This window comes from Altererythrobacter sp. CAU 1644 (assembly GCF_029623755.1).
GTDB classification, from domain to species: Bacteria; Pseudomonadota; Alphaproteobacteria; order Sphingomonadales; family Sphingomonadaceae; genus Erythrobacter; species Erythrobacter arenosus.
This window is the reverse complement of record NZ_CP121106.1, coordinates 2,675,940-2,695,814: the sequence shown is the minus strand read 5'-3', so window position 1 is coordinate 2,695,814 and position 19,875 is coordinate 2,675,940. Positions and strand designations below refer to the sequence as shown.

Annotated in this window: 21 protein-coding genes; 13 read left to right on the top strand and 8 right to left on the bottom strand. The window is 62.5% G+C overall.

What is annotated here, in order from left to right:
• Positions 1-73: 73 nt before the first annotated feature.
• From carB to carA, 3 genes are read right to left on the bottom strand one after another with little or no spacing between them, the layout of a single operon-like run.
• Positions 74-3,397 carry a carbamoyl-phosphate synthase large subunit gene (gene carB / locus P7228_RS13410; protein ID WP_278015737.1) on the bottom strand — a complete coding sequence of 1,108 codons (3,324 nt, stop codon included), beginning with the start codon at positions 3,395-3,397 and terminating at the stop codon, positions 74-76.
• Positions 3,398-3,781: a hypothetical protein gene (locus P7228_RS13405; RefSeq protein WP_278015736.1), complete on the bottom strand. Its 384-nt coding sequence runs from the start codon at positions 3,779-3,781 to the stop codon at positions 3,398-3,400. It lies immediately after the preceding gene.
• Entirely contained in the window at positions 3,778-4,956 is a 1,179-nt protein-coding gene (gene carA, locus P7228_RS13400) for a glutamine-hydrolyzing carbamoyl-phosphate synthase small subunit (protein WP_278015735.1), read from the bottom strand. Before carA ends, P7228_RS13405 begins: the two co-directional genes overlap by 4 nt.
• 176 nt (positions 4,957-5,132) lie before the next feature.
• Here carA and P7228_RS13395 point away from each other — a divergent pair, with 176 nt between their 5' ends.
• The 13 genes from P7228_RS13395 (at position 5,133) to P7228_RS13335 (ending at position 15,975) form a co-directional block, all read left to right on the top strand.
• Complete coding sequence (locus tag P7228_RS13395) at positions 5,133-5,582, top strand: GatB/YqeY domain-containing protein (protein ID WP_278015734.1); 450 nt, start codon at positions 5,133-5,135, stop codon at positions 5,580-5,582.
• Positions 5,583-5,595: 13 nt separating this feature from the next.
• Positions 5,596-6,336: a hypothetical protein gene (locus tag P7228_RS13390; RefSeq protein ID WP_278015733.1), complete on the top strand. Its 741-nt coding sequence runs from the start codon at positions 5,596-5,598 to the stop codon at positions 6,334-6,336.
• A 44-nt stretch (positions 6,337-6,380) separates the two neighbouring features.
• Positions 6,381-8,264: a DNA primase gene (dnaG, locus tag P7228_RS13385; RefSeq protein ID WP_278015732.1), complete on the top strand. Its 1,884-nt coding sequence runs from the start codon at positions 6,381-6,383 to the stop codon at positions 8,262-8,264.
• An 8-nt stretch (positions 8,265-8,272) separates the two neighbouring features.
• Positions 8,273-10,315, top strand: coding sequence for an RNA polymerase sigma factor RpoD (rpoD, locus tag P7228_RS13380; RefSeq protein WP_278015731.1), 2,043 nt, complete (start codon positions 8,273-8,275; stop codon positions 10,313-10,315).
• Between the two features lie 73 nt (positions 10,316-10,388).
• Positions 10,389-10,853 (top strand): ribose 5-phosphate isomerase B, encoded by a 465-nt coding sequence (gene rpiB / locus P7228_RS13375; RefSeq protein ID WP_278015730.1) that lies wholly within the window; start codon positions 10,389-10,391, stop codon positions 10,851-10,853.
• 35 nt (positions 10,854-10,888) lie between these two features.
• Positions 10,889-12,166 carry a serine hydroxymethyltransferase gene (glyA, locus tag P7228_RS13370; RefSeq protein ID WP_430732515.1) on the top strand — a complete coding sequence of 426 codons (1,278 nt, stop codon included), beginning with the start codon at positions 10,889-10,891 and terminating at the stop codon, positions 12,164-12,166.
• 12 nt (positions 12,167-12,178) lie between these two features.
• A complete protein-coding gene (locus P7228_RS13365) occupies positions 12,179-12,412 on the top strand; it encodes a hypothetical protein (protein WP_278015728.1) in 234 nt (77 codons plus the stop codon).
• The gene (nrdR, locus tag P7228_RS13360) at positions 12,413-12,874 is read left to right on the top strand and encodes a transcriptional regulator NrdR (protein WP_278015727.1); all 462 of its coding nucleotides are present in this window, start codon (positions 12,413-12,415) and stop codon (positions 12,872-12,874) included. It abuts the gene before it with no gap.
• On the top strand, positions 12,867-13,583 hold the full coding sequence (locus tag P7228_RS13355; RefSeq protein WP_278015726.1) for an RNA methyltransferase: 717 nt from the start codon (positions 12,867-12,869) through the stop codon (positions 13,581-13,583). Before nrdR ends, P7228_RS13355 begins: the two co-directional genes overlap by 8 nt.
• A 77-nt stretch (positions 13,584-13,660) precedes the next feature.
• Positions 13,661-14,008: a hypothetical protein gene (locus tag P7228_RS13350; protein ID WP_278015725.1), complete on the top strand. Its 348-nt coding sequence runs from the start codon at positions 13,661-13,663 to the stop codon at positions 14,006-14,008.
• A 125-nt stretch (positions 14,009-14,133) separates the two neighbouring features.
• Positions 14,134-14,430, top strand: coding sequence for a hypothetical protein (locus P7228_RS13345; protein WP_278015724.1), 297 nt, complete (start codon positions 14,134-14,136; stop codon positions 14,428-14,430).
• A gap of 195 nt (positions 14,431-14,625) precedes the next feature.
• The gene (gene rpsD / locus P7228_RS13340) at positions 14,626-15,240 is read left to right on the top strand and encodes a 30S ribosomal protein S4 (protein WP_278015723.1); all 615 of its coding nucleotides are present in this window, start codon (positions 14,626-14,628) and stop codon (positions 15,238-15,240) included.
• Positions 15,241-15,318: 78 nt separating this feature from the next.
• The gene (locus tag P7228_RS13335) at positions 15,319-15,975 is read left to right on the top strand and encodes an NAD(P)H-dependent oxidoreductase (RefSeq protein WP_278015722.1); all 657 of its coding nucleotides are present in this window, start codon (positions 15,319-15,321) and stop codon (positions 15,973-15,975) included.
• Positions 15,976-15,977: 2 nt separating this feature from the next.
• Here the strand turns inward: P7228_RS13335 and P7228_RS13330 are convergent, their stop codons facing one another.
• The 5 genes from P7228_RS13330 to P7228_RS13310 all read right to left on the bottom strand — a co-directional run bounded on the left by P7228_RS13330 (position 15,978) and on the right by P7228_RS13310 (position 19,875).
• Positions 15,978-16,250: a chorismate mutase gene (locus tag P7228_RS13330; protein WP_278015721.1), complete on the bottom strand. Its 273-nt coding sequence runs from the start codon at positions 16,248-16,250 to the stop codon at positions 15,978-15,980.
• Between the two features lie 29 nt (positions 16,251-16,279).
• Entirely contained in the window at positions 16,280-17,413 is a 1,134-nt protein-coding gene (gene tgt / locus P7228_RS13325; RefSeq protein ID WP_278015720.1) for a tRNA guanosine(34) transglycosylase Tgt, read from the bottom strand.
• A gap of 103 nt (positions 17,414-17,516) precedes the next feature.
• Complete coding sequence (locus tag P7228_RS13320) at positions 17,517-18,059, bottom strand: outer membrane beta-barrel protein (protein WP_278015719.1); 543 nt, start codon at positions 18,057-18,059, stop codon at positions 17,517-17,519.
• A 110-nt stretch (positions 18,060-18,169) separates the two neighbouring features.
• Positions 18,170-18,934: an ABC transporter permease gene (locus tag P7228_RS13315; protein WP_278015718.1), complete on the bottom strand. Its 765-nt coding sequence runs from the start codon at positions 18,932-18,934 to the stop codon at positions 18,170-18,172.
• Positions 18,931-19,875 (bottom strand): ABC transporter ATP-binding protein, encoded by a 945-nt coding sequence (locus P7228_RS13310; RefSeq protein ID WP_278015717.1) that lies wholly within the window; start codon positions 19,873-19,875, stop codon positions 18,931-18,933. The genes P7228_RS13315 and P7228_RS13310 overlap by 4 nt, the downstream gene beginning before the upstream one ends.

Sequence of the window (19,875 nt, the reverse complement as noted above, 5' to 3'; positions counted from 1 at the left end):
CATTTCGACCGAAGCCGCTTCTGCCGAGGCGGCCTTAGTGCGTCGAAATGTGGGAAAGAACGCTAGGTTTGGTTCAGCTATAATAGTCCTGCATCGACCGGACTTCAAGCTGGCTTGCATTTACTGCACGAATTGCGTTGGCCGCAGCCACAGATGCGGCAGCTGTCGTGTAGTAGGGAACCTTGGCCTCAAGCGCCGATGCACGGATCGATTTGGAGTCGAGCAGCGACTGCCAGCCCTCCGTCGTGTTGAAGATCAGCGCGATCTCGCCGTCGATGATCCGGTCCACGATGTGGGGCTGGCCCTCGGCCACCTTGTTGACCCGCTCCACCTCAAGACCCTGCTCGCTGAGGAAGGACTGCGTGCCGCCCGTAGCGACGATGGTGAAGCCCTGCTCGATCAGTGTTCGCACCGCCGGGACGATATAGCCCTTGTCGGTGTTCTTGACCGACACAAACACTGTCCCCTCGGTGGGCAATTTCATCCCCGCGGCAAGCTGCGACTTGAGGAAGGCAGCCTCGAAGGACCGGTCGATCCCCATCACTTCGCCCGTCGATTTCATCTCTGGGCTGAGGATCGGGTCGCTCCCGGGGAAGCGACTGAAGGGGAAGACGGCTTCCTTGACCGCCATATAGGGCAGGTCACGCTTGAACGGCTCGAAGCTCGACAGCGGCTCGCCCGCCATCACGCGCGCGGCAATCTTGGCCACCGGCTGGCCGATGGCTTTGGCCACGAACGGCACGGTCCGGCTCGCGCGCGGATTGACCTCAATCAGGTAGACCTCGCCATCCTTGACCGCGAACTGCACGTTCATCAGCCCGACGACGTTGAGCGCCTTGGCCAGCGCCTCTGCCTGGCGCTCCATTTCCTCGATGATGTCCTGCGGCAACGAGTACGGCGGCAAGGTGCAGGCACTGTCGCCCGAGTGCACGCCGGCTTCCTCGATATGCTGCATCACACCAGCAATGCGCACTTCCTGCCCGTCGCACAGCGCATCGACGTCGCATTCGATCGCGTCGCGCAGATACTGGTCGACCAGCACCGGGCTGTCGCCCGAGACGTTGACCGCCGTCTTGATGTAGTCGTCGAGCTGGGCGACGCTGTCGACGATTTCCATCGCCCGCCCGCCAAGCACGTAGCTCGGCCGCAGCAGCACCGGATAGCCGATCCGCGCAGCGACCGCCGCTGCCTCGTCGCGGCTGTAGGCGATGCCGTTTTCGGGCTGCTTGAGCTTGAGCTTGTTGACCAGCTTGGCAAACCGCTCGCGATCTTCGGCGAGGTCGATCGCATCGGGCGAAGTGCCCAGGATCGGGATGCCATTATCCTCCAGCGCCTGCGCCAGCTTGAGCGGTGTTTGCCCGCCGAACTGGACGATCACGCCGACCAGCTCTCCCTTCGACTGCTCGACCCGCAGGATCTCAAGCACGTCCTCGGCGGTCAGCGGTTCGAAATAGAGGCGATCCGATGTGTCGTAATCGGTCGAAACCGTTTCCGGATTGCAGTTGATCATGATCGTCTCGAAACCCGCTTCGTCGAGCGCGAAGCAGGCATGGACGCAGCAATAGTCGAACTCGATCCCCTGCCCGATCCGGTTCGGGCCGCCGCCGAGGATCACGATCTTGCGCCGGTCGCTTGGGTCGGCCTCGCACTCGGGTTCACCGAAGCTCGGTGCCTCGTAGGTCGAATACATGTAGGGCGTGATCGCCTCGAACTCGGCGGCGCAGCTGTCGATCCGCTTGAACACCGGATGGACGCCGAGCTTTTCGCGCAGGTCGCGCACTTCCTGCTCGCTGGTGGCACCCGCCATGGCGCGCAAGGCATCGTGCAACAGGCCCGAGCGCCGCGCCTGTGTCTCGGCCAGACCGCCCGCGACACCCACCGAACGCACCGCCAGGGTCGCCAGACGCTTGTCCGAAAAACCCATCGCCTTCAAGCGCCGCATTTCCTGAGCATCCCGAGGCAAGCCATTGTGACCAATCATCTTTTCTTCGTAGATGATCGCTTCGATCTGGCGCAGGAACCACGGATCGTAGCCGGTGATCGGCTGGATTTCCTCGACCGTCAGCCCCTCGCGGAACGCCTGCGCGACCTTGAGCAGCCGGTCGGGCGTACGCTGCGAAAGCGCTGCGGTGATGACGTCCTTCGAAACGCCTTCCAGCTCGGGCACGCGGTTGAAGCCGTCGAGCCCGGTCTCCAGCCCACGGAGCGCCTTCTGCACGCTTTCCTGGAAGTTGCGGCCGATCGCCATCACCTCGCCGACCGATTTCATCGCGGTGGCGAGCTCTGCCTTGGCGCCCTTGAACTTCTCGAAGGCGAAGCGCGGAATCTTCGTAACCACGTAATCGATGGTAGGCTCAAATGATGCTGGTGTAGCTCCGGTGATCTCATTGGTAATTTCGTCGAGCGTGTAGCCTACCGCCAGCTTGGCCGCGACACGCGCAATCGGGAATCCGGTCGCTTTTGAAGCCAGGGCTGACGAGCGCGAGACGCGCGGGTTCATCTCGATCACGATCAGGCGGCCATCCGCCGGATTGACCGCGAACTGAACGTTCGACCCGCCGGTTTCGACGCCGATCTCTCGCAACACCTCGATCGAGGCAGTCCGCATGATCTGGTATTCCTTGTCGGTCAGCGTCAGCGCGGGCGCGACTGTGATCGAATCACCGGTGTGGACGCCCATGGGATCGACGTTCTCGATCGAGCAGATGATGATGCAGTTGTCGTTCCGGTCGCGGACGACCTCCATCTCGTATTCTTTCCACCCGAGCAGCGATTCCTCGATCAGCACCTCGTTGGTGGGCGAGGCATCGAGCCCCTCGCGCACGATGCGCTCGAACTCGGCCTTGTTGTAGGCGATGCCGCCGCCGGTCCCGCCGAGCGTGAAGCTGGGGCGGATGATCGAGGGCAGTCCGGTGGTCTCGAGCACCGCGAAGGCCTGCTCGACCGTGTGGGCGATACCGCTGCGCGCACTTTCGAGCCCGATCTTGTCCATCGCGTCGCGGAACTGCTGGCGATCTTCCGCCTTGTCGATCGCCTTGGCATCGGCGCCGATCATCTTGACGCCGTATTTCTCGAGCACGCCCATCTTGTTGAGGCTCAGCGCGCAGTTAAGCGCGGTCTGCCCGCCCATCGTCGGCAGCACCGCATCGGGCCGTTCCTTGGCGATGATCTTCTCAACGATCTCAGGCGTGATCGGCTCGATATAGGTCGCGTCGGCGAACTCGGGATCGGTCATGATCGTCGCCGGGTTCGAATTGACCAGGATAACGCGATAGCCCTCTTCCTTGAGCGCCTTAATCGCCTGTGTGCCGGAGTAATCGAACTCGCAGGCCTGGCCGATGATGATCGGGCCGGCGCCGATGACGAGGATCGAGGAGATGTCAGTGCGTTTGGGCATTTATTGGTCTACTTCCTCGCGACGCAGATTCAGCGGTCCGATTGAAAGAGCTAGCGATTTATTCAGCGAATGCAGCACCTCTTTGAGCGGCCTCGCCTCGTCACCGCTTTTCTCGAATCGGACATGCGAATTGCTTCTGATTTTCTCATCGGCAGTCTCGGAAACGAGTTGCCAGCCCATTTTATCTAGCTTCCTACTCAGCCGTTCAGTTTGATGATTTGGAACGCAAAGTTTCAACTCATTCAAATCTGGATGTTCGAAGCTCTCAATATCCCGCGCATTGCGTCGAAGGCTGAGAACGACGCCGAGTGGCATTGCGACAAAGACTAGAACGAGCAGAAAGATCACGCCCCATCCTTGAACAGCTGCGAGATCCACACTCACCCCAACATCCCCACGAATTTCTCGAACAGGTAGAAGCTGTCCTGCGGCCCCGGGCTCGCCTCGGGGTGGTACTGCACCCCGAACGCTTTCTTGCCCTTGATCGAAATGCCGCAATTGGAGCCATCGAACAGCGAGACATGCGTCTGCTCGACATGCTCAGGCAGCGTATCGGCATCGACTGCGAAGCCGTGGTTCATGCTGGTGATCTCGACGAGGCCCTCGCTTTCGCCCCACCCTGCCCCGACCCGCTGGACCGGGTGATTGGCGCCGCGGTGCCCCTGGTGCATCTTGGCGGTCTTGGCCCCCGCTGCCAATGCCAGCATCTGGTGGCCGAGACAGATGCCGAAGATCGGCACGTCGCGCTCGAGCAGCTCCTTGATGACCGGCACCGCATACTCGCCGGTCGCCGCCGGATCGCCCGGGCCGTTCGAGAGGAACACGCCATCGGGTTGCAGCGTAAGGATATCCTCGAGGCTGGTCTGCGCGGGAACCACGGTGACCTTGGCCCCCGCCCGCACGAGGTTACGGAAGATATTGTCCTTCGCGCCGAAATCCATCGCCACGACATGCGGGCGTTCGGCCTTCCCTTCAGAATAGCCGAAGCCGAGCTGCCAGTGGCCGCCGCGCCAGTCCTCGCGGTCGTCGCGGGTGACGCGCGGAGCGAGGTCGAGACCCTCCAGCCCGCTCCACTCCTGTGCCTTGGCCAGCAGCGCCTTGAGGTTGAACTTGCCGCCGGGCTGGTGCGCGATCACCGCATTGGGTGCACCGTTCAGCCGGATGCGGCGGGTCAGCGCGCGGGTATCGACGCCCGACAGGCCGATCTTGCCATGCGCAACGCACCACTGGACGAATTCCTGCTGCGCGCGGAAATTGCTGTGCGGGGTCACTTCCTGACGCACGACGCAGCCGACCGCGCCGAGGCCGCGGCTCTCCACGTCCTCCTCGTTCGCGCCGACATTGCCGATATGGGGGAAGGTGAAGGTGACGATCTGGCTGTCGTAGGAGGGATCGGTCATCACCTCCTGATACCCGGTCATGGCGGTGTTGAAGCAGACCTCGCCCACCGCCTCGCCGGTAGCGCCGAAGCCCTTGCCCCAGATCACGGTTCCATCGGCCAGAACGAGGACTCCCGTCGCTCCTTTAGGTTGCGCAGGCGAAGAGGCGGCAGAAGCCATTTGGCGCTCCGAGTCAGGGGTTTTCCAGCAATGTCGCTAAGTCTCAGCCGCTAGGGCCGCCGGTCGCCCGCGTCAACAGGCCATCGGACAAAATGTCGACTAATCCGGGCAAATGTTCCATTTTTCCGTTTTGGCCCTATCTGGCTGGCACATCCCACTTGAAGGACAACAGATTCATGCTTCGCGACGATATCAAGACCGCCACCATCACCGCCATGAAGGCCGGCGACAAGGAACGCACCGCTGCGCTCCGGCTGATCGGGGCGAAGATCAAGGATCGCGATATCGAGGCGCGGACCGGCAAGGCACCCGACAATGACGACGATCTCGTCACCGAAGTTCTGCAAAAAATGGCGAAGCAGCGGCGCGAGTCGATAACCATGTATGTTGACGGTGGGCGCGAGGAACTGGCCGATCAGGAACGCCGTGAACTGGCGGTGATCGAGGAATTCTTGCCGCAGATGATGAGCGAGGAAGATACGAAGGCCGCGATTGCCGACGTCAAGGCAAGCATTGGCGCTGATTCCATTAAGGATATGGGCCGCGTGATGGGGGAACTGAAGGCCCGCCACGGCGCTGTATTGGACATGAGCCTGGCCAGCAGACTGGTCAAGGAAAGCTTCTGAAAGAGAGCTGACAATGAAACATGTCCGTTACGCGCTCCCCCTTGCCCTGGGGGCGATCATTGCTGCCTGCGGTTCGCAAGGCGAGGAATCGACCGACCTCGAAGTGGCCACCACCGATGGCGAGGCCAAGGCCCTGGCCGAGAGCCTGCCGGCCGGCGACTTCGCCGATCTCCAACTGGGGGCGAAAATCGTCGGGCCGCAGGGTCCGGAGGTCAAGGCCCGGCTGACCAACTCCGCCGGTGCCTTTGCCGACATCACGTCCTATGTCGCCTGCCCGGCGGGGATGGACCCGTGCGATCCCAAGACCGCGCCCGCGGGCACGATCTACACCTACATCCACAAGGTTTATCCCGGGGAGGATAACCAGCAGGAAACCGGGAGCGGGACCGGAGCGGACTCGTCCGACATCGAGATCGCCACCAACTTCGTGATGACGCGCCCCGCGCACGGCTTCACCGGCACCGCCGGCTATTCCAAGGCTGAAGTCATCGCCGCGGCCGGCCCCAGGGTCGATGCGATTATCACCTGCCTCGATGGCGGACTGGCCTGGACCATCGACACCGGCGATGGCGGCAACCAGTGGGAGCAGGCCGAGCCGATCACCTTCTATTGGCAGAGCACACTGCCCCCCGCCGGACCCGCGGACGCCTATGCCATCAAGGCCAACTACGTGACCGCATCGGGCAATGGCCCCTATCCGGCCGAGAAGGCTGGCGTGGCCAATGCTTGCACAGGCTCTTCCACAGAGGGGTGAGCGAGGCGCTTGAATCGGGGGGCTGTGGCGCGCATTGAAGTGTCATGGCCCTATCCCCGCAATGGCTGGATGAATTGCGCGCGCGCGTGACGCTTTCGAGCGTCATCATGCGCACGACCAAGCTCCAGCGCGCGGGACGCGAATGGAAGGCCTGCTGCCCCTTCCATAACGAGAAGACGCCGAGCTTCACCGTCAGCGACGAGAAGGGTTTCTACCACTGCTTCGGCTGCGGCGCGCATGGCGATGTGATCCGCTGGATGACCGACCAGCGCGGCCTGCCGTTCATGGATGCGGTCAAGGAACTGGCCGAACAGGCCGGGATGGAGGTCCCTCGCCCCGATCCGCGCGAGGCGCAGCGGGCCGAGAAGCGCGCCAGCCTGGTCGACGTGATGGAGGCAGCGCAGCAGTGGTTCGTCGACAGCCTGCATGGCGCAGGCGGTGAAACTGCGCGCGAATACCTGCGCTCGCGCGGCTTCACCCGGCGGATCGTCCAGCAATTCGGTTTCGGCTACGCGCCCGACAGCAAGGTCGCGATGAAGGGCGCGCTCTCACAATTCGAAGAGCCGATGCTGGTAGAAGGCGGCCTGTTGATCTCGGTTGACGACAAGCCCCCATATGACCGCTTCCGCGACCGCTTGATGCTGCCGATCCAGGACGCGCGCGGCCGCGTGATCGCATTCGGCGGACGCATTCTGGAAAGCCGGGATGGCGTCGCGAAATATCTCAACTCGCCCGATACGCCGCTCTTCGACAAGGGGCGGACGCTTTACAACCTCCACCGCGCCGGGCCCGCCTCGCGCCAGACCGACCGGGTGGTGGTGGTCGAGGGGTATATGGACGTCATCGCGCTCGCAAATGCGGGGATCGAGGATGCCGTCGCACCGCTCGGTACTGCGCTGACCGAACACCAGCTCGAATTGCTGTGGCGCATGGTCGATGTGCCGGTGCTGTGTTTCGACGGCGACAACGCCGGTCAGCGCGCGGCGATGCGCGCCATTTCCCGGGCGCTGCCGATGCTGCGGCCGGGCAAGAGCCTGGGCATCGTGCGCCTCCCCGCCGGGCTCGATCCCGATGATCTTATCCGCCAGCGCGGCGCTGCGACCATGGAGAAGCTGCTTGCCGAGCCTGGCTCGCTGCTCGAAACGCTGTGGCAGTTCGAACGCGAAGCCGAGGAGCTGCGCACGCCCGAGGACAAGGCGGGTCTCAAGGCGCGCCTGCTCAATCACGTCGATGCGATCGAGCACGGCGATATCAAGGCGCTCTATCGCCGCGAACTGCTCGAACGCTACTCAGCCTTTGCCTTTCCGCCCCGCCCGCAGCGCGAATGGAAGAGCGGCGGTGCGCCCGCCCGGCCCGTCACCTCGCGGCTTTCCGGCGATGCCGCCGCACGTCTGCAAAAGGCGCTGTCGGGCGGTGCGCGCGACGCCCTGGCAAGCGCGGTTATCCACGGCCTGCTGCGCCATCCGGGCGAGATTGCGCGGCATACCGAAGCGCTCGGTCGGCTCGCCCGCCTTGACCCGAAAACCACCGTGCTGGTGGAATCGCTATTCGAAGTGTCGGAAACGCTTGATTCGCGCGACAATGTAGCCATATCGGTTGCGCAAGGCCTTCCTGCCCCACCGGACTTAAACCGCTACGCCTTCCTCCGAGAAGGCACCGACCCGGTAGATGCGCGCGAGGAACTGGCTGAAGCTGTGTCGCTGCTGGTTGAACGACCAGCACTCAAGGTCGCTATTGCAGCGGCCACTTCGCGTTTCGACGAGGATCCGGAGGGATCCATCGCCGAGCAGAATAGATTGCGGCAACGGCTCGCCGAACTGAATGAGCGTTTGAAGACTTTCGGACGCAAGAAGGCCGCGAATGCGGCTGATTTGGAATTCTCTCAGGAAGCGGCTGACGAGCCGGTTCCCGATTTGGAAATGGACTGACAGAGCACATGGCCTCGAAAGCAAAAGGCGCTGACAAAGACGACGCGCCGCTGATCGATCTCAACGAAGCGCAGATCAAGAAGCTTATCTCCAAGGCGAAGAAGAAGGGTTACGTCACCTATGACGAACTCAACGAAGCGCTGCCTTCGGGGGAGATGAGCCCCGATCAGATCGAGGATATCCAGACCGCGCTGAGCGAGATGGGCGTGCAGATCGTCGAAAGCGACGAGGATGCCGAGGCCGAGGCCGAGCAGGAATCCGAAGTTGATGAAATCAGCGTGGATGATGACGACGATGACGGTACCAAGAAAGCCGCCAAGAAAACCCCTGCCGCTGCGAAGAAGGCCGCGACGGGCGAACGGACCGACGACCCGGTGCGCATGTACCTGCGCGAAATGGGCGCGGTCGAACTGCTCAGCCGCGAAGGCGAAATCGCCATCGCCAAGCGGATCGAGGCCGGCCGCGACATGATGATCATGGGCCTGTGCGAAAGCCCGATCACCTTCCACGCCATCATCCAATGGTCCGAAGCGCTCAACAGCGAGGACATGCAGCTGCGCGAGATCCTCGATCTCGATGCCATGCTGTCGAAGGAACCGCCTGCCGACAAGCTGGCCGAAGGCGCCGAGGATGATGACGACGACGGCGAGATCTCCGAAGAGACCGCCGGTCCGACCATCCGCGAAGACGACGACATCGAGGAAGAAGAGGATTCGGACGACGACGAGGACGGCGAAGAAGGCAGCTCCTCGCGCCGCCGCGAAGAAGAGGACGAGGAAGACAACACCATGTCCCTTGCACAGATGGAAGCGGCGCTGAAGCCCGATGCCATCGAACGTTTTGCCCGCATCACCAAGCTCTTCAAGACCTTCGAGAAGCTCCAGGCGGAACGCGTGGACGTGCTTGGCGCGGGCGACGAATTCCCCGCTGCGAAGGAAAAGAAGTACGAATCGCTGCGTGAGGAACTCACCGCCGAGGTCGAGAGCGTGCAGTTCCACGCGACCAAGATCGAATTCCTGGTCGACAATCTTTACGCCTTCAACCGCCGCCTGACCGCGCTGGGCGGACAGATGCTGCGCCTTGCCGAACGTCACAAGGTCAAGCGGATGGACTTCCTCAAGGCCTATGTCGGCAACGAGCTGGAAGACAGCTGGCTGACCGACAACGTCAAGAAGGACAAGAAGTGGGCCGCCTTCGCCGAGAAGGAAGCCGACGCGATCGAACGCATCCGCGCCGAAATCGCGGATATTGCCAGCCAGACCGGCATGTCGCTCCCCGAATTCCGCCGCATCGTCAACATGGTGCAGAAGGGTGAGCGCGAGGCGCGCATCGCCAAGAAGGAAATGGTCGAGGCCAACCTGCGCCTGGTGATTTCGATCGCCAAGAAATACACCAACCGCGGCCTGCAATTCCTTGATCTTATTCAGGAAGGCAACATCGGCCTGATGAAGGCGGTCGACAAGTTCGAATACCGCCGCGGCTACAAGTTCTCGACCTACGCCACCTGGTGGATCAGGCAGGCGATCACCCGCTCGATCGCCGACCAGGCGCGCACGATCCGCATCCCGGTTCACATGATCGAGACGATCAACAAGCTGGTCCGGACATCGCGCCAGTTCCTTCACGAGGAAGGCCGTGAGCCGACGCCGGAAGAAATGGCCGCGCGTCTGTCGATGCCGCTCGAAAAGGTCCGCAAGGTGATGAAGATCGCCAAGGAGCCGATCAGCCTCGAAACGCCGATCGGCGATGAGGAAGATTCGCACCTCGGCGATTTCATCGAGGACAAGAACGCCGTGATCCCGGTCGACGCCGCGATCCAGGCGAACCTCAAGGAAACCGTCACCCGCGTGCTCGCCTCGCTCACGCCGCGCGAGGAACGCGTGCTGCGCATGCGCTTCGGCATCGGGATGAACACCGATCACACGCTGGAGGAGGTTGGCCAGCAGTTCTCCGTCACCCGCGAACGTATCCGTCAGATCGAGGCCAAGGCCCTGCGCAAGCTCAAGCACCCGTCACGGTCACGCAAGATGCGCTCGTTCCTCGATCAGTAATTCTAGCCATTAGCTTGGTGATTTTCGGGAAGGCTCGCTGGCAATTGGCGGGCCTTCTCTCTATGTGCCTCCCATGCGTATCGCCCTAGCTTCCGACCATGCCGCCATCGAACTCAAGTCCCAGCTGCGCGAGTGGCTGATCGAGGAAGGCTACGAGGTCGCCGACCTCGGGCCGGACACAGCCGATAGCGTCGATTATCCGGACTTCGGCTACAAGCTCGCTTCGGTCGTGGCCGACGGTACCGCCGAGCGCGGTATCGCCCTGTGCGGCAGCGGGATTGGTATCTCGATCAGCGTCAATCGCAATCCGCTGGTCCGCTGTGCACTGGTTTCCGAACCGCTTTCGGCCAGCCTCGCGCGCGAACATAACGACGCGAATTGCATTGCCATTGGCGCCCGCCTGACCGGGCTCGATATGGCCAAGGCCTGCGTCAGAGCCTTCCTTGAGACCGATTTCGCCGGCGGCCGCCATCAGCGCCGCGTCGACAAGCTTTCAAACCCGCCTTCCGATAGTGACAGGATCGAACCGCTCCAATGACCATAAATGCACTTGGCGATACGCTTGACCGCCCGATGACGCGCTTCTGGAACGACAATCTCGAGCAGGCCGACGCCGAAGTCTTCGCCGCCGTGCGCAAGGAATTGAAGCGCCAGCAGGACAAGATCGAACTGATCGCGAGCGAGAACATTGCCTCGCGTGCCGTGCTCGAAGCGGCCGGTAGCGTCTTCACCAACAAATACGCCGAGGGCTATCCGGGCAAGCGCTATTACGGCGGCTGCGACTATGCCGACGTGGTCGAAACGCTCGCAATTGAGCGCGCCAAGCAGCTGTTTGGATGCGATTTTGCCAACGTCCAGCCCAATTCGGGCTCGCAGATGAACCAGGCGGTATTCCTGGCGCTGCTCAACCCCGGCGACACCTTCATGGGGCTCGACCTGAATTCGGGCGGGCACCTGACGCACGGCTCACCCGTGAACATAAGCGGCAAGTGGTTCAAGCCCGTCCCCTATGGGGTGCGCAAGGATGACGAGCGGATCGACATGGACGATGTCATGGCGATCGCGAAAGAGTACAAGCCCAAGCTCATCATCGCCGGCGGCACCGCCTATTCGCGCGTCTGGGACTGGGAAGGCTTCCGCAAGGTCGCAGACGAGGTCGGCGCTTATCTGATGGTAGACATGAGCCACATCTCGGGCCTCGTTGCGGGCGGCGCGCACCCCTCGCCCTTCCCGCACGCCCACGTTGTCACCACCACCACGCACAAGAGCCTGCGCGGTCCGCGCTCGGGCGTGATCCTGTGGAATGACGAGGAATTGACCAAGCCGCTCAACATGGCGGTATTTCCTGGTCTGCAGGGCGGCCCGCTGATGCACATCATCGCGGCCAAGGCGGTTGCATTCGGCGAGGCGCTGCGCCCCGAGTTCAAGGACTACGCGGCCAATGTCGTCGCCAATGCCCGCGCGCTCGCGGCGAGCCTAGAGGAGAATGGCCTGCGGATCGTTTCGGGCGGGACCGACAACCATTCGATGCTCGTCGACCTGACCGCCAAGGACGTGACCGGCAAAGACGCCGAGAAGGGTCTCGATCGCGCTTGGCTCACCTGCAACAAGAATGGTATCCCCTTCGACACGCGCAGCCCCTTCGTGACGAGCGGCATACGCCTAGGAACCCCTGCGGGTACGACCCGCGGTTTCGGTACCGAGGAATTCCGCCAGGTCGGCAGATTGATCGCCGAAGTGGTCGATGGCCTGTCGAAGAACGGTGCCGAGGGCGACGCGCAGGTAGAAGAAAGCGTCCGCCGCCGGGTGAGCGAACTCTGCGCGGACTTCCCGGTCTATCCGGGCATGTAAGGAACCCGTCAGATGACCTCGCAAGACCCCAACGAACCCAAGCACCAGGATCACAGCCTGATCCCCAACGCGACCGCCGAACTCAAAGGCATTGCCAAGGAAGGAATGAAGCATCCTTCGACCAAGCCGGTGCTGACCGGTGCGGCGGTTGGCGCACTTGCCGGCGGCCTGTTGCCGGTCGTGACCTGGCCGATCGGCCTCGTCGCCGGTGCCGGTTTCATGCTCTACAAACGGATCCGCCCCTGAATGCGCTGCCCCTTCTGTGCGCATGACGACAGCCAGGTAAAAGACAGCCGCCCGACCGAGGACAACACCTCGATCCGGCGGCGTCGCCAATGTTCGAGCTGCGGTGCGCGTTTCACCACTTTCGAGCGCGTCCAGTTGCGCGAAGTTATCGTCGTGAAATCGGGCGACCGGCGCGAGGCATTCGACCGCCGGAAACTCGAGCAATCGGTGACGCTCGCTTGCCGTAAGCGCGGGGTCGACCAGGAGCGTATCGACCAGCTCGTCTCGGGGATTCAGCGCCAGGTCGAAACCGCCGGCGACGGCGAGATCGCCTCCTCGCGCATCGGCGAGATGGTGATGGACGGCCTGCGCCAGATCGACAGTGTGGCCTATATCCGCTTCGCCAGCGTCTACCGCGACTTTAGCGAAGCCAAGGATTTCGAGGAATTTGCCAGCAATGTCCGCGAAGTCGCGGATGGCTGAACAACCCGCGATTGTCCTCGTCCGGCCGCAGTTGGGCGAGAATATCGGCAAGGCCGCCCGCGCAATGCTCAACTTCGGGCTGACCGAGATGCGGCTGGTCGCGCCGCGCGACGGCTGGCCCAATCCTTCGGCCGGTCCTGCTGCCGCCGGGGCCGATGTCGTGCTCGACAATGCCAAGGTCTTCGAAACCACGGCCGAAGCGGTGGCGGACTGTACCCACGTCTACGCCACGACCGTGCGCAAGCGCGGGGTGACCAAGCCGGTCGTGGGACCGGACGAAGCCGGCCGCGCGATCCATGCCGAGCCGGGCAAGAGCGCCATCCTGTTCGGGCGCGAGGCCGCAGGGCTCGAAACCGAGGACGTGGCCCTCGCCCGCACAATCCTGACCGTGCCGATCAACCCTGAATTCGGCTCGCTCAATCTCGCGCAGGCGGTGATTCTGTGCGCCTACGAGTGGTCCAAGCAGGTCAGCCTCGTCCAGCCCACGCAGGAGGAACTGCTTCCCGCCGCAACGCAGGACGAACTCGACGGATTGATCACGCATCTCGAGGGGATGCTTGAGCCCAAGGGCTATTTCCTGCCCGAAGCGCGCGCCGACGCGACCCGCAAGACGCTACGCACCGTACTCACCAAACCGGCCTGGAACCACCTCGAGGTGCGGACGCTGAGAGGCGTGCTGTCGAGCCTCGAGAGAGACCGTCGAGAATGAGCGAGACAATTCTCTAGCTCCAAAGTAGTTGTCTTCTCGCTGGCGCGCTGCACCTGCGCCGACGACGGGAGGCCTGCATGTTGAAGTCTACTTTCTTCCTCGTGTTCATGATGCAGGCTGGCGCGCTGACCGACCAACCAACAATTGTGAGCGAAGCGGAGACCTCTTCGCCAACCGAAACGAGCGCTGAGCAACCCACTCCAGGTGAGCCGACGGAGGCCAAGGATATTGTGGTCACAGGGGAGCCGGATGACGACGACAAGCTGATTTGCCGGACCGAAAAAAAGATCGGTACCAATATCAAGAAGAAGGTCTGTCGAACGGCTCGAGAAGTGCGGTTGGAGGCCGAGGCTGCCAAGGCATTCGCCCGGGATCTCTCGACGCAACAAAACCATTCTCAAGCGGCGGCGGCGAAAAACCAGTAGCGTCGCCTCGCTTGGCAAGAAGAATTTGACTCGAAAGCGATTTCCGTAGAGTCTTGCAGCATTGCAATGAACTGCCGCATGGCCAAGGCTGTGCCGTGACAGTCTCGACATCAGGATAATAGGAAATGATCGAATTGTTGATTTCGTCCGCTCTGCTGCTGGCTGCTGCGGAAGTCGCGCCTGAAACAACGACCGCTGCCGACGGAACAGGTGGCACCACTGAACAGGTTCAGGAACTTCAGGAAGTGAAGTGTCGCTATATCCGCGAAGTCAATTCGCGCATCCCGTCCAAGATCTGCCGTACCAAGGGCGAGTGGGCACGGATTGCCAGGGAGCAGCGGGAGGCAAACGAGAACAACCGGCGCAACGGTGGCAGTTTGGCCGAATACGGCACAATCTACGGCGCTGCTGGCTCGAACTGACGGCGCTGTCGCCGGTCGCCGGAATATTCGTCCGATCGCTTGACATTTTGATGCGAGGTCGCCATGTGCGCGCCTTCGCGAATTGGCCCCGCACCCCGGTGAAGCGGTGGCCGCGTTGGAACAGGTATCCAGCGGTGCGAAGCCGGGTTGAATGGCTGCCACAGGGGCAGCTCAGCAAATTGAAGGATACGACATATGTCGAAGCGCAAGAGCGCCAAGTACAAACTCGACCGCCGGATGGGTGAAAACATCTGGGGTCGTCCGAATTCCCCGGTCAACAAGCGTTCCTACGGCCCCGGCCAACACGGCCAGCGCCGCAAGGGCAAGATGAGCGACTTCGGCCTGCAGCTGCGCGCCAAGCAGAAGCTCAAGGGCTATTACGGCGACGTTACCGAGAAGCAGTTCAAGCGCACCTACATCGAAGCGTCGCGCATGAAGGGCGACACCGGCCAGAACCTGATCGGCCTGCTCGAGCAGCGCCTCGACATGGTCGTCTATCGCGCCAAGTTCGCGCCGACCATCTTCGCCGCCCGCCAGATCGTGTCGCATGGCCACATTTATGTGAACGGCGTGAAGTGCAACATCGCTTCGCGTCGCGTCATTGTCGGTGACGTCGTCAGCCTCGGCAGCAAGGCCAAGGAAATGGCGCTCGTTATCGAAGCGCAGAGCCTGCCCGAGCGTGACATCCCCGACTATGTCGCAACCGACGGCAACGACAAGGTGACCTTCACCCGCGTGCCGAAGCTCGACGAAGTGCCCTACCCGGTCACGATGGAACCGAACCTGGTCGTCGAATTCTATTCGCGCTGATTTCTGGCAAATTTGCCAAGCAAGAGGGCGGTCCTGCGGGGCCGCCCTTTTCGTTTCGGCCTGCCGCAACTAGGAGGGGTGCGAAACCAAGATACGGAGGAAGCCATGCGGATATTGCTGCTCGACGGACATCCCGACCATGACCGCCTCTCGTCGCACCTGCTCGACCTCTACCAGGCGGCCCTTCCTGACGAGGCGCAGGTCGACCGCGTCGCTGTCCGCGACCTCAGTTTCACGCCCGTGCTTCGCCATGGCTATGCCAAACGCACCGAATGGGAGCCGGACCTGCGCGATCTGGCCGAGAAGCTCGACGCCTGCGATCACCTGGCGATTTCCTTCCCGATGTGGTGGGGCGCCGAACCGGCCGAGTTGAAGGGTCTGCTGGATCGACTGCTCCTGCCCGGCTTTGCGTTCGCCTATCATGACGACGATTCCTGGTGGGATCGCCTGATGGCAGGACGTTCGGCGGATGTAATCGTGACGATGGACACGCCGAAGCTGTTCCTCCGCTTCGCCTACGGCAATTCCATCGTAAAGCGCTGGAAGAAGCAGGTGCTCGAATTCTGCGGCTTCAAGCCTGTACGCATTCTACCCTGCGGCCCGATCAAGCACGGCGGGGTTGAGAAGGGCCTCGCCAAATGGCGGAGCGAGATCGAGCGCATGGCGCGAACGGTTGCGCCGAAGTCTCCCGAGGAGAAGCAGGCCCGGCTGCCGAGCTTTCTCAACCGCGGCTAGTGTCAGGCGCGAAGGCGGTCCCACTCGACCAGTTCATAGGCGATCGAGCCTTCGACGAGTTGCTCCCAGATGTGCTCGATCACGTCGCCCGGCAGACCGCGATTCTCGGCGTCTTCGCGCGCGGATGAAATGACGGCGGCCTTGCGCACTTCGTCGCGCACGGTGTCGCGCGTTTCCTTGATACGGGCAGCGGCGCGCATATAGCCAAAGCGCCGGTCGAGCAGCGCCATCAGCTCGCGGTCGGTCGCATCGACGCCCGCGCGCACTTCGGTCATGGTTTCACAGTCTTCGGGGAGTTTGGGCATCAATCTTGCGATCCGAGATAGTCGCGCCTGAAGGTGGCGGCAAATTGAGAGAACGTGCCAGAGCCAATGGCATCGCGCATCGCCTGCATCAACTGCTGGTAGAAACTTAGGTTATGCTCCGTCACCAGCATCGCGCCGAGGATCTCGCCCGATTTCTGCAGGTGATGCAGGTACGCGCGCGAGTAAGTGGCGCAGGTTGGGCAAATGCAGCGCTCGTCGAGCGGGCCGGTGTCTTCGGCATGCCGCGCATTGCGCAGGTTGAGCGGGCCGCTCCGGGTGAAGGCCTGGCCGTTGCGGCCTGAGCGTGTCGGCAGCACGCAATCGAACATGTCGATCCCGCGTTCGACCGCGCCGACGAGGTCATCGGGCTTGCCCACCCCCATCAGGTAGCGAGGCCTGTCCTGCGGCAGCATGTCCGGCGCAAAATCGAGCGTGGCGAACATCGCCTCCTGCCCCTCGCCCACGGCCAGCCCGCCAACCGCATAGCCATCGAAACCGATCTCGATCAGCTTTTCGGCGCTGATCCGGCGCAGTTCCTCGTCGAGCGCGCCTTGCTGAATGCCGAACAGCGCCGCGCGTTCGGCGTGTTGACCACCTGCATCAAAGCCGTCGCGGCTGCGCCTGGCCCAGCGCATCGAAAGCTCCATACTCTGGGCGATCACGTCGCGCGGCTGGTCGGCGCGCGGGCACTCGTCGAATGCCATCACGATATCGCTGCCGAGCAGGCGCTGGATCTCCATCGACCGTTCGGGCGTGAGCATGTGCTTCGACCCGTCGATATGGCTGCGGAACTCGACGCCTTCCTCGGTCAGTTTGCGCAACTCCGACAGGCTCATCACCTGGTAGCCGCCGCTGTCGGTCAGGATCGGGCGCTGCCAGTTCATGAACTGATGGAGACCGCCAAGCCGGGCGACCCGCTCGGCTCCCGGACGCAGCATGAGGTGGTAGGTGTTGCCGAGGATGATGTCGGCGCCGGTTTCGCGCACGCTCTCGGGCTTCATAGCCTTGACGGTGGCGGCGGTTCCAACCGGCATGAAGGCGGGTGTGCGGATATCCCCGCGCAGCATGTCGATGCGCCCCGTTCGCGCCTTGCCGTCGGTCGCCTCGATGGTGAACTGGAACCTGCTGGTCATGCGCAGCCCGCTAGAGCCCCTGTGGCGCGATGTCACCCGCGAAATGAGAACGGGCCGGCTCTCGGGGGATGAGAGCCGGCCCGCGATTGTGTTTCTGATCCGATCAGAACTTCAGCACATAGCCGACGGTACCGCGAATGGTGTCGAAGCTGATGGTGTCGAGGTTCACCCGGAAGGCCGAGTTGCCGATCGGGAAATCGGCACCTACGCCGACGAGGTAATCGCCATCGGTGTCGTCAATGTCGTCAGCGAGGGGGCCGAGATCGATTCCGGCAATCTCTTCCACGTCGAGGTCGACCCACTGGTAGCCGCCGCGCACGTAGTACTTGGCGCCGCCATTGGCCTGGAAACCGACACGGACCGAGGCACCGTATTCGGAATCGATCGCATCGGTGCCGAAGTGATAGTTGCCTTCAACGCCGGCGAAGGTCGACTGGCCCAGCGGGAAATCGACGCCTGCGACCACACCGATGATCGGGCTCGAATCCTCAAGCTCCACGCCGAGGTCGTCCTCATCAACGCCAAGGTCGTGGATACCGGCAGAAATGCCAACATAGGTCTCAGCTGCTGCCTCTTGCGCACTGGCGGCGGTAGGAAGCGCCACAGCACCTGCTGCAACGGCCACGAGCAGTGAAAACTTCTTCATTTGGGGGGATTCCTTTTTCTGTTTTTCCTGCCTCCCGAGACCGGGAAGCAGGTCGACGTTTGCGCCGCGTGGCTGTCACGCGGGTGAACATCGAATTCAGAAAAGGCGAATTATTCGCGCAGCCGCCACCCGGTTGAGAATATGTATGAAATTGTTGCAACGCAGACACACAGGAAAGCCAGCGTAATTCCCAGCGACACCCCGAAGCTGACGTCGGCGCTGCCATAGAAGGTCCAGCGCAGGCCGCTGACGAGATAGACGATCGGGTTCGCCAGCGCGATCTTGTCCCACGGGTCGGGCAGCATGTCGATCGAGTAGAATGTCCCGCCGAGAAAGGTCAGCGGCGTAAGGATCAGCATCGGGATAATCCCGAGCTTCTCGAAATTGTCCGCCCAAACGCCGAGAATGAAACCGAACAGGCTGAAGGCAGAAGCGACCAGCACGATGTAGACCACTGCAAGCAGCGGGTGGGCGATCGAGTAGTCGACGAATAGCCGCGCGGTCAGCAAGATGATCGCGGCTAGGATCAGGCTCTTGGTCGCTGCCGCCCCGACGAAGCCAATCAGCGTTTCGGCAACGCCTACGGGAGCGCTGAGCAGCTCGTAGATCGTGCCGGTGAAGCGCGGCATGTAGATGCCGAAACTCGAATTGCTGGTGGTTTCGCCGAGCAGGGTCAGCATCAGCAGGCCGGGGATGATGAAGGCGCCATAATCGACTCCTCCCAGATCGGGCATGCGCTCGCCGATGGCGGCACCGAAAACGATGAAATAGAGCGAGGTCGTGAGCACCGGCGCCAGAACCGACTGGAACGCCGTGCGCAGGAAGCGCACCAGCTCGCGCGTGTAGATCGACCAGGTCGAGCGCCAGGCGATCATGCCGCCGCCTCCTTTTCACCCAGCAGCGATACGAAGATATCTTCCAGGCTGCTCTCGCGCGTCTCGATCCCGGAGTAGTCGATCCCCGCCCGCGTCAACGCCTTGGTCAGTTCGGCCACTTCGGCCTTGCCCTTACCGGTCCCGTCACCTCCTCGATAACAGAGCGAGCTGCCACCATCCTCGATCTCGACCGGGAAGTGCGCAATCGCTGCTGGCAGTGCTGCGATCGGTTGGGCCAGGGCGATATGCGCCTCGGTGCGCCCCAGTTGTGCCATCATGGCCGCCTTCTCGTCGACCTTGATGATTCGGCCGTTGTTGATGATGCCCACCCGGTCGGCCATCTCCTCAGCTTCTTCGATGTAATGCGTGGTGAGGATGATTGTGACGCCCCGCGCCCGCATCTCGTCGATGATCGCCCACATGCCTTTGCGCAGTTCGACGTCGACGCCGGCGGTCGGCTCGTCGAGGAACAGCAGGTCGGGCTCGTGCGACAGTGCCTTGGCGATAAGCACCCTGCGTTTCATCCCGCCCGACAGCGCCATGATACGCTCGTCGCGCTTTTCCCACAGCGAAAGGCTCTTGAGGATCTCCTCGATCCGCGCCTTGTCGGGGGGCAGGCCAAACAGTCCGCGCGAATAGCTGACGGCGCGAATGACCGGTTCGAACATGTCGGTTGACAGTTCCTGCGGTACCAGCCCGATCCGCGCGCGTGCATGGCGCCAGTCCCTGGCCATGTCGTGCCCGAAGGCAGCAATCCGGCCCGAAGTCGGCCGGACCAGTCCGCAGACCGACCCGATCAGCGTGGTCTTGCCTGCCCCGTTCGGTCCCAGCAGCGCGAATATCTCGCCTTTGCGGATCGTCAGATCGACATTGTCGAGCGCCTTCAGTCCGCCGCGGTAGACCTTGGTTAGTCCGGAAATTTCGAGGATCGGTTCGCTCAT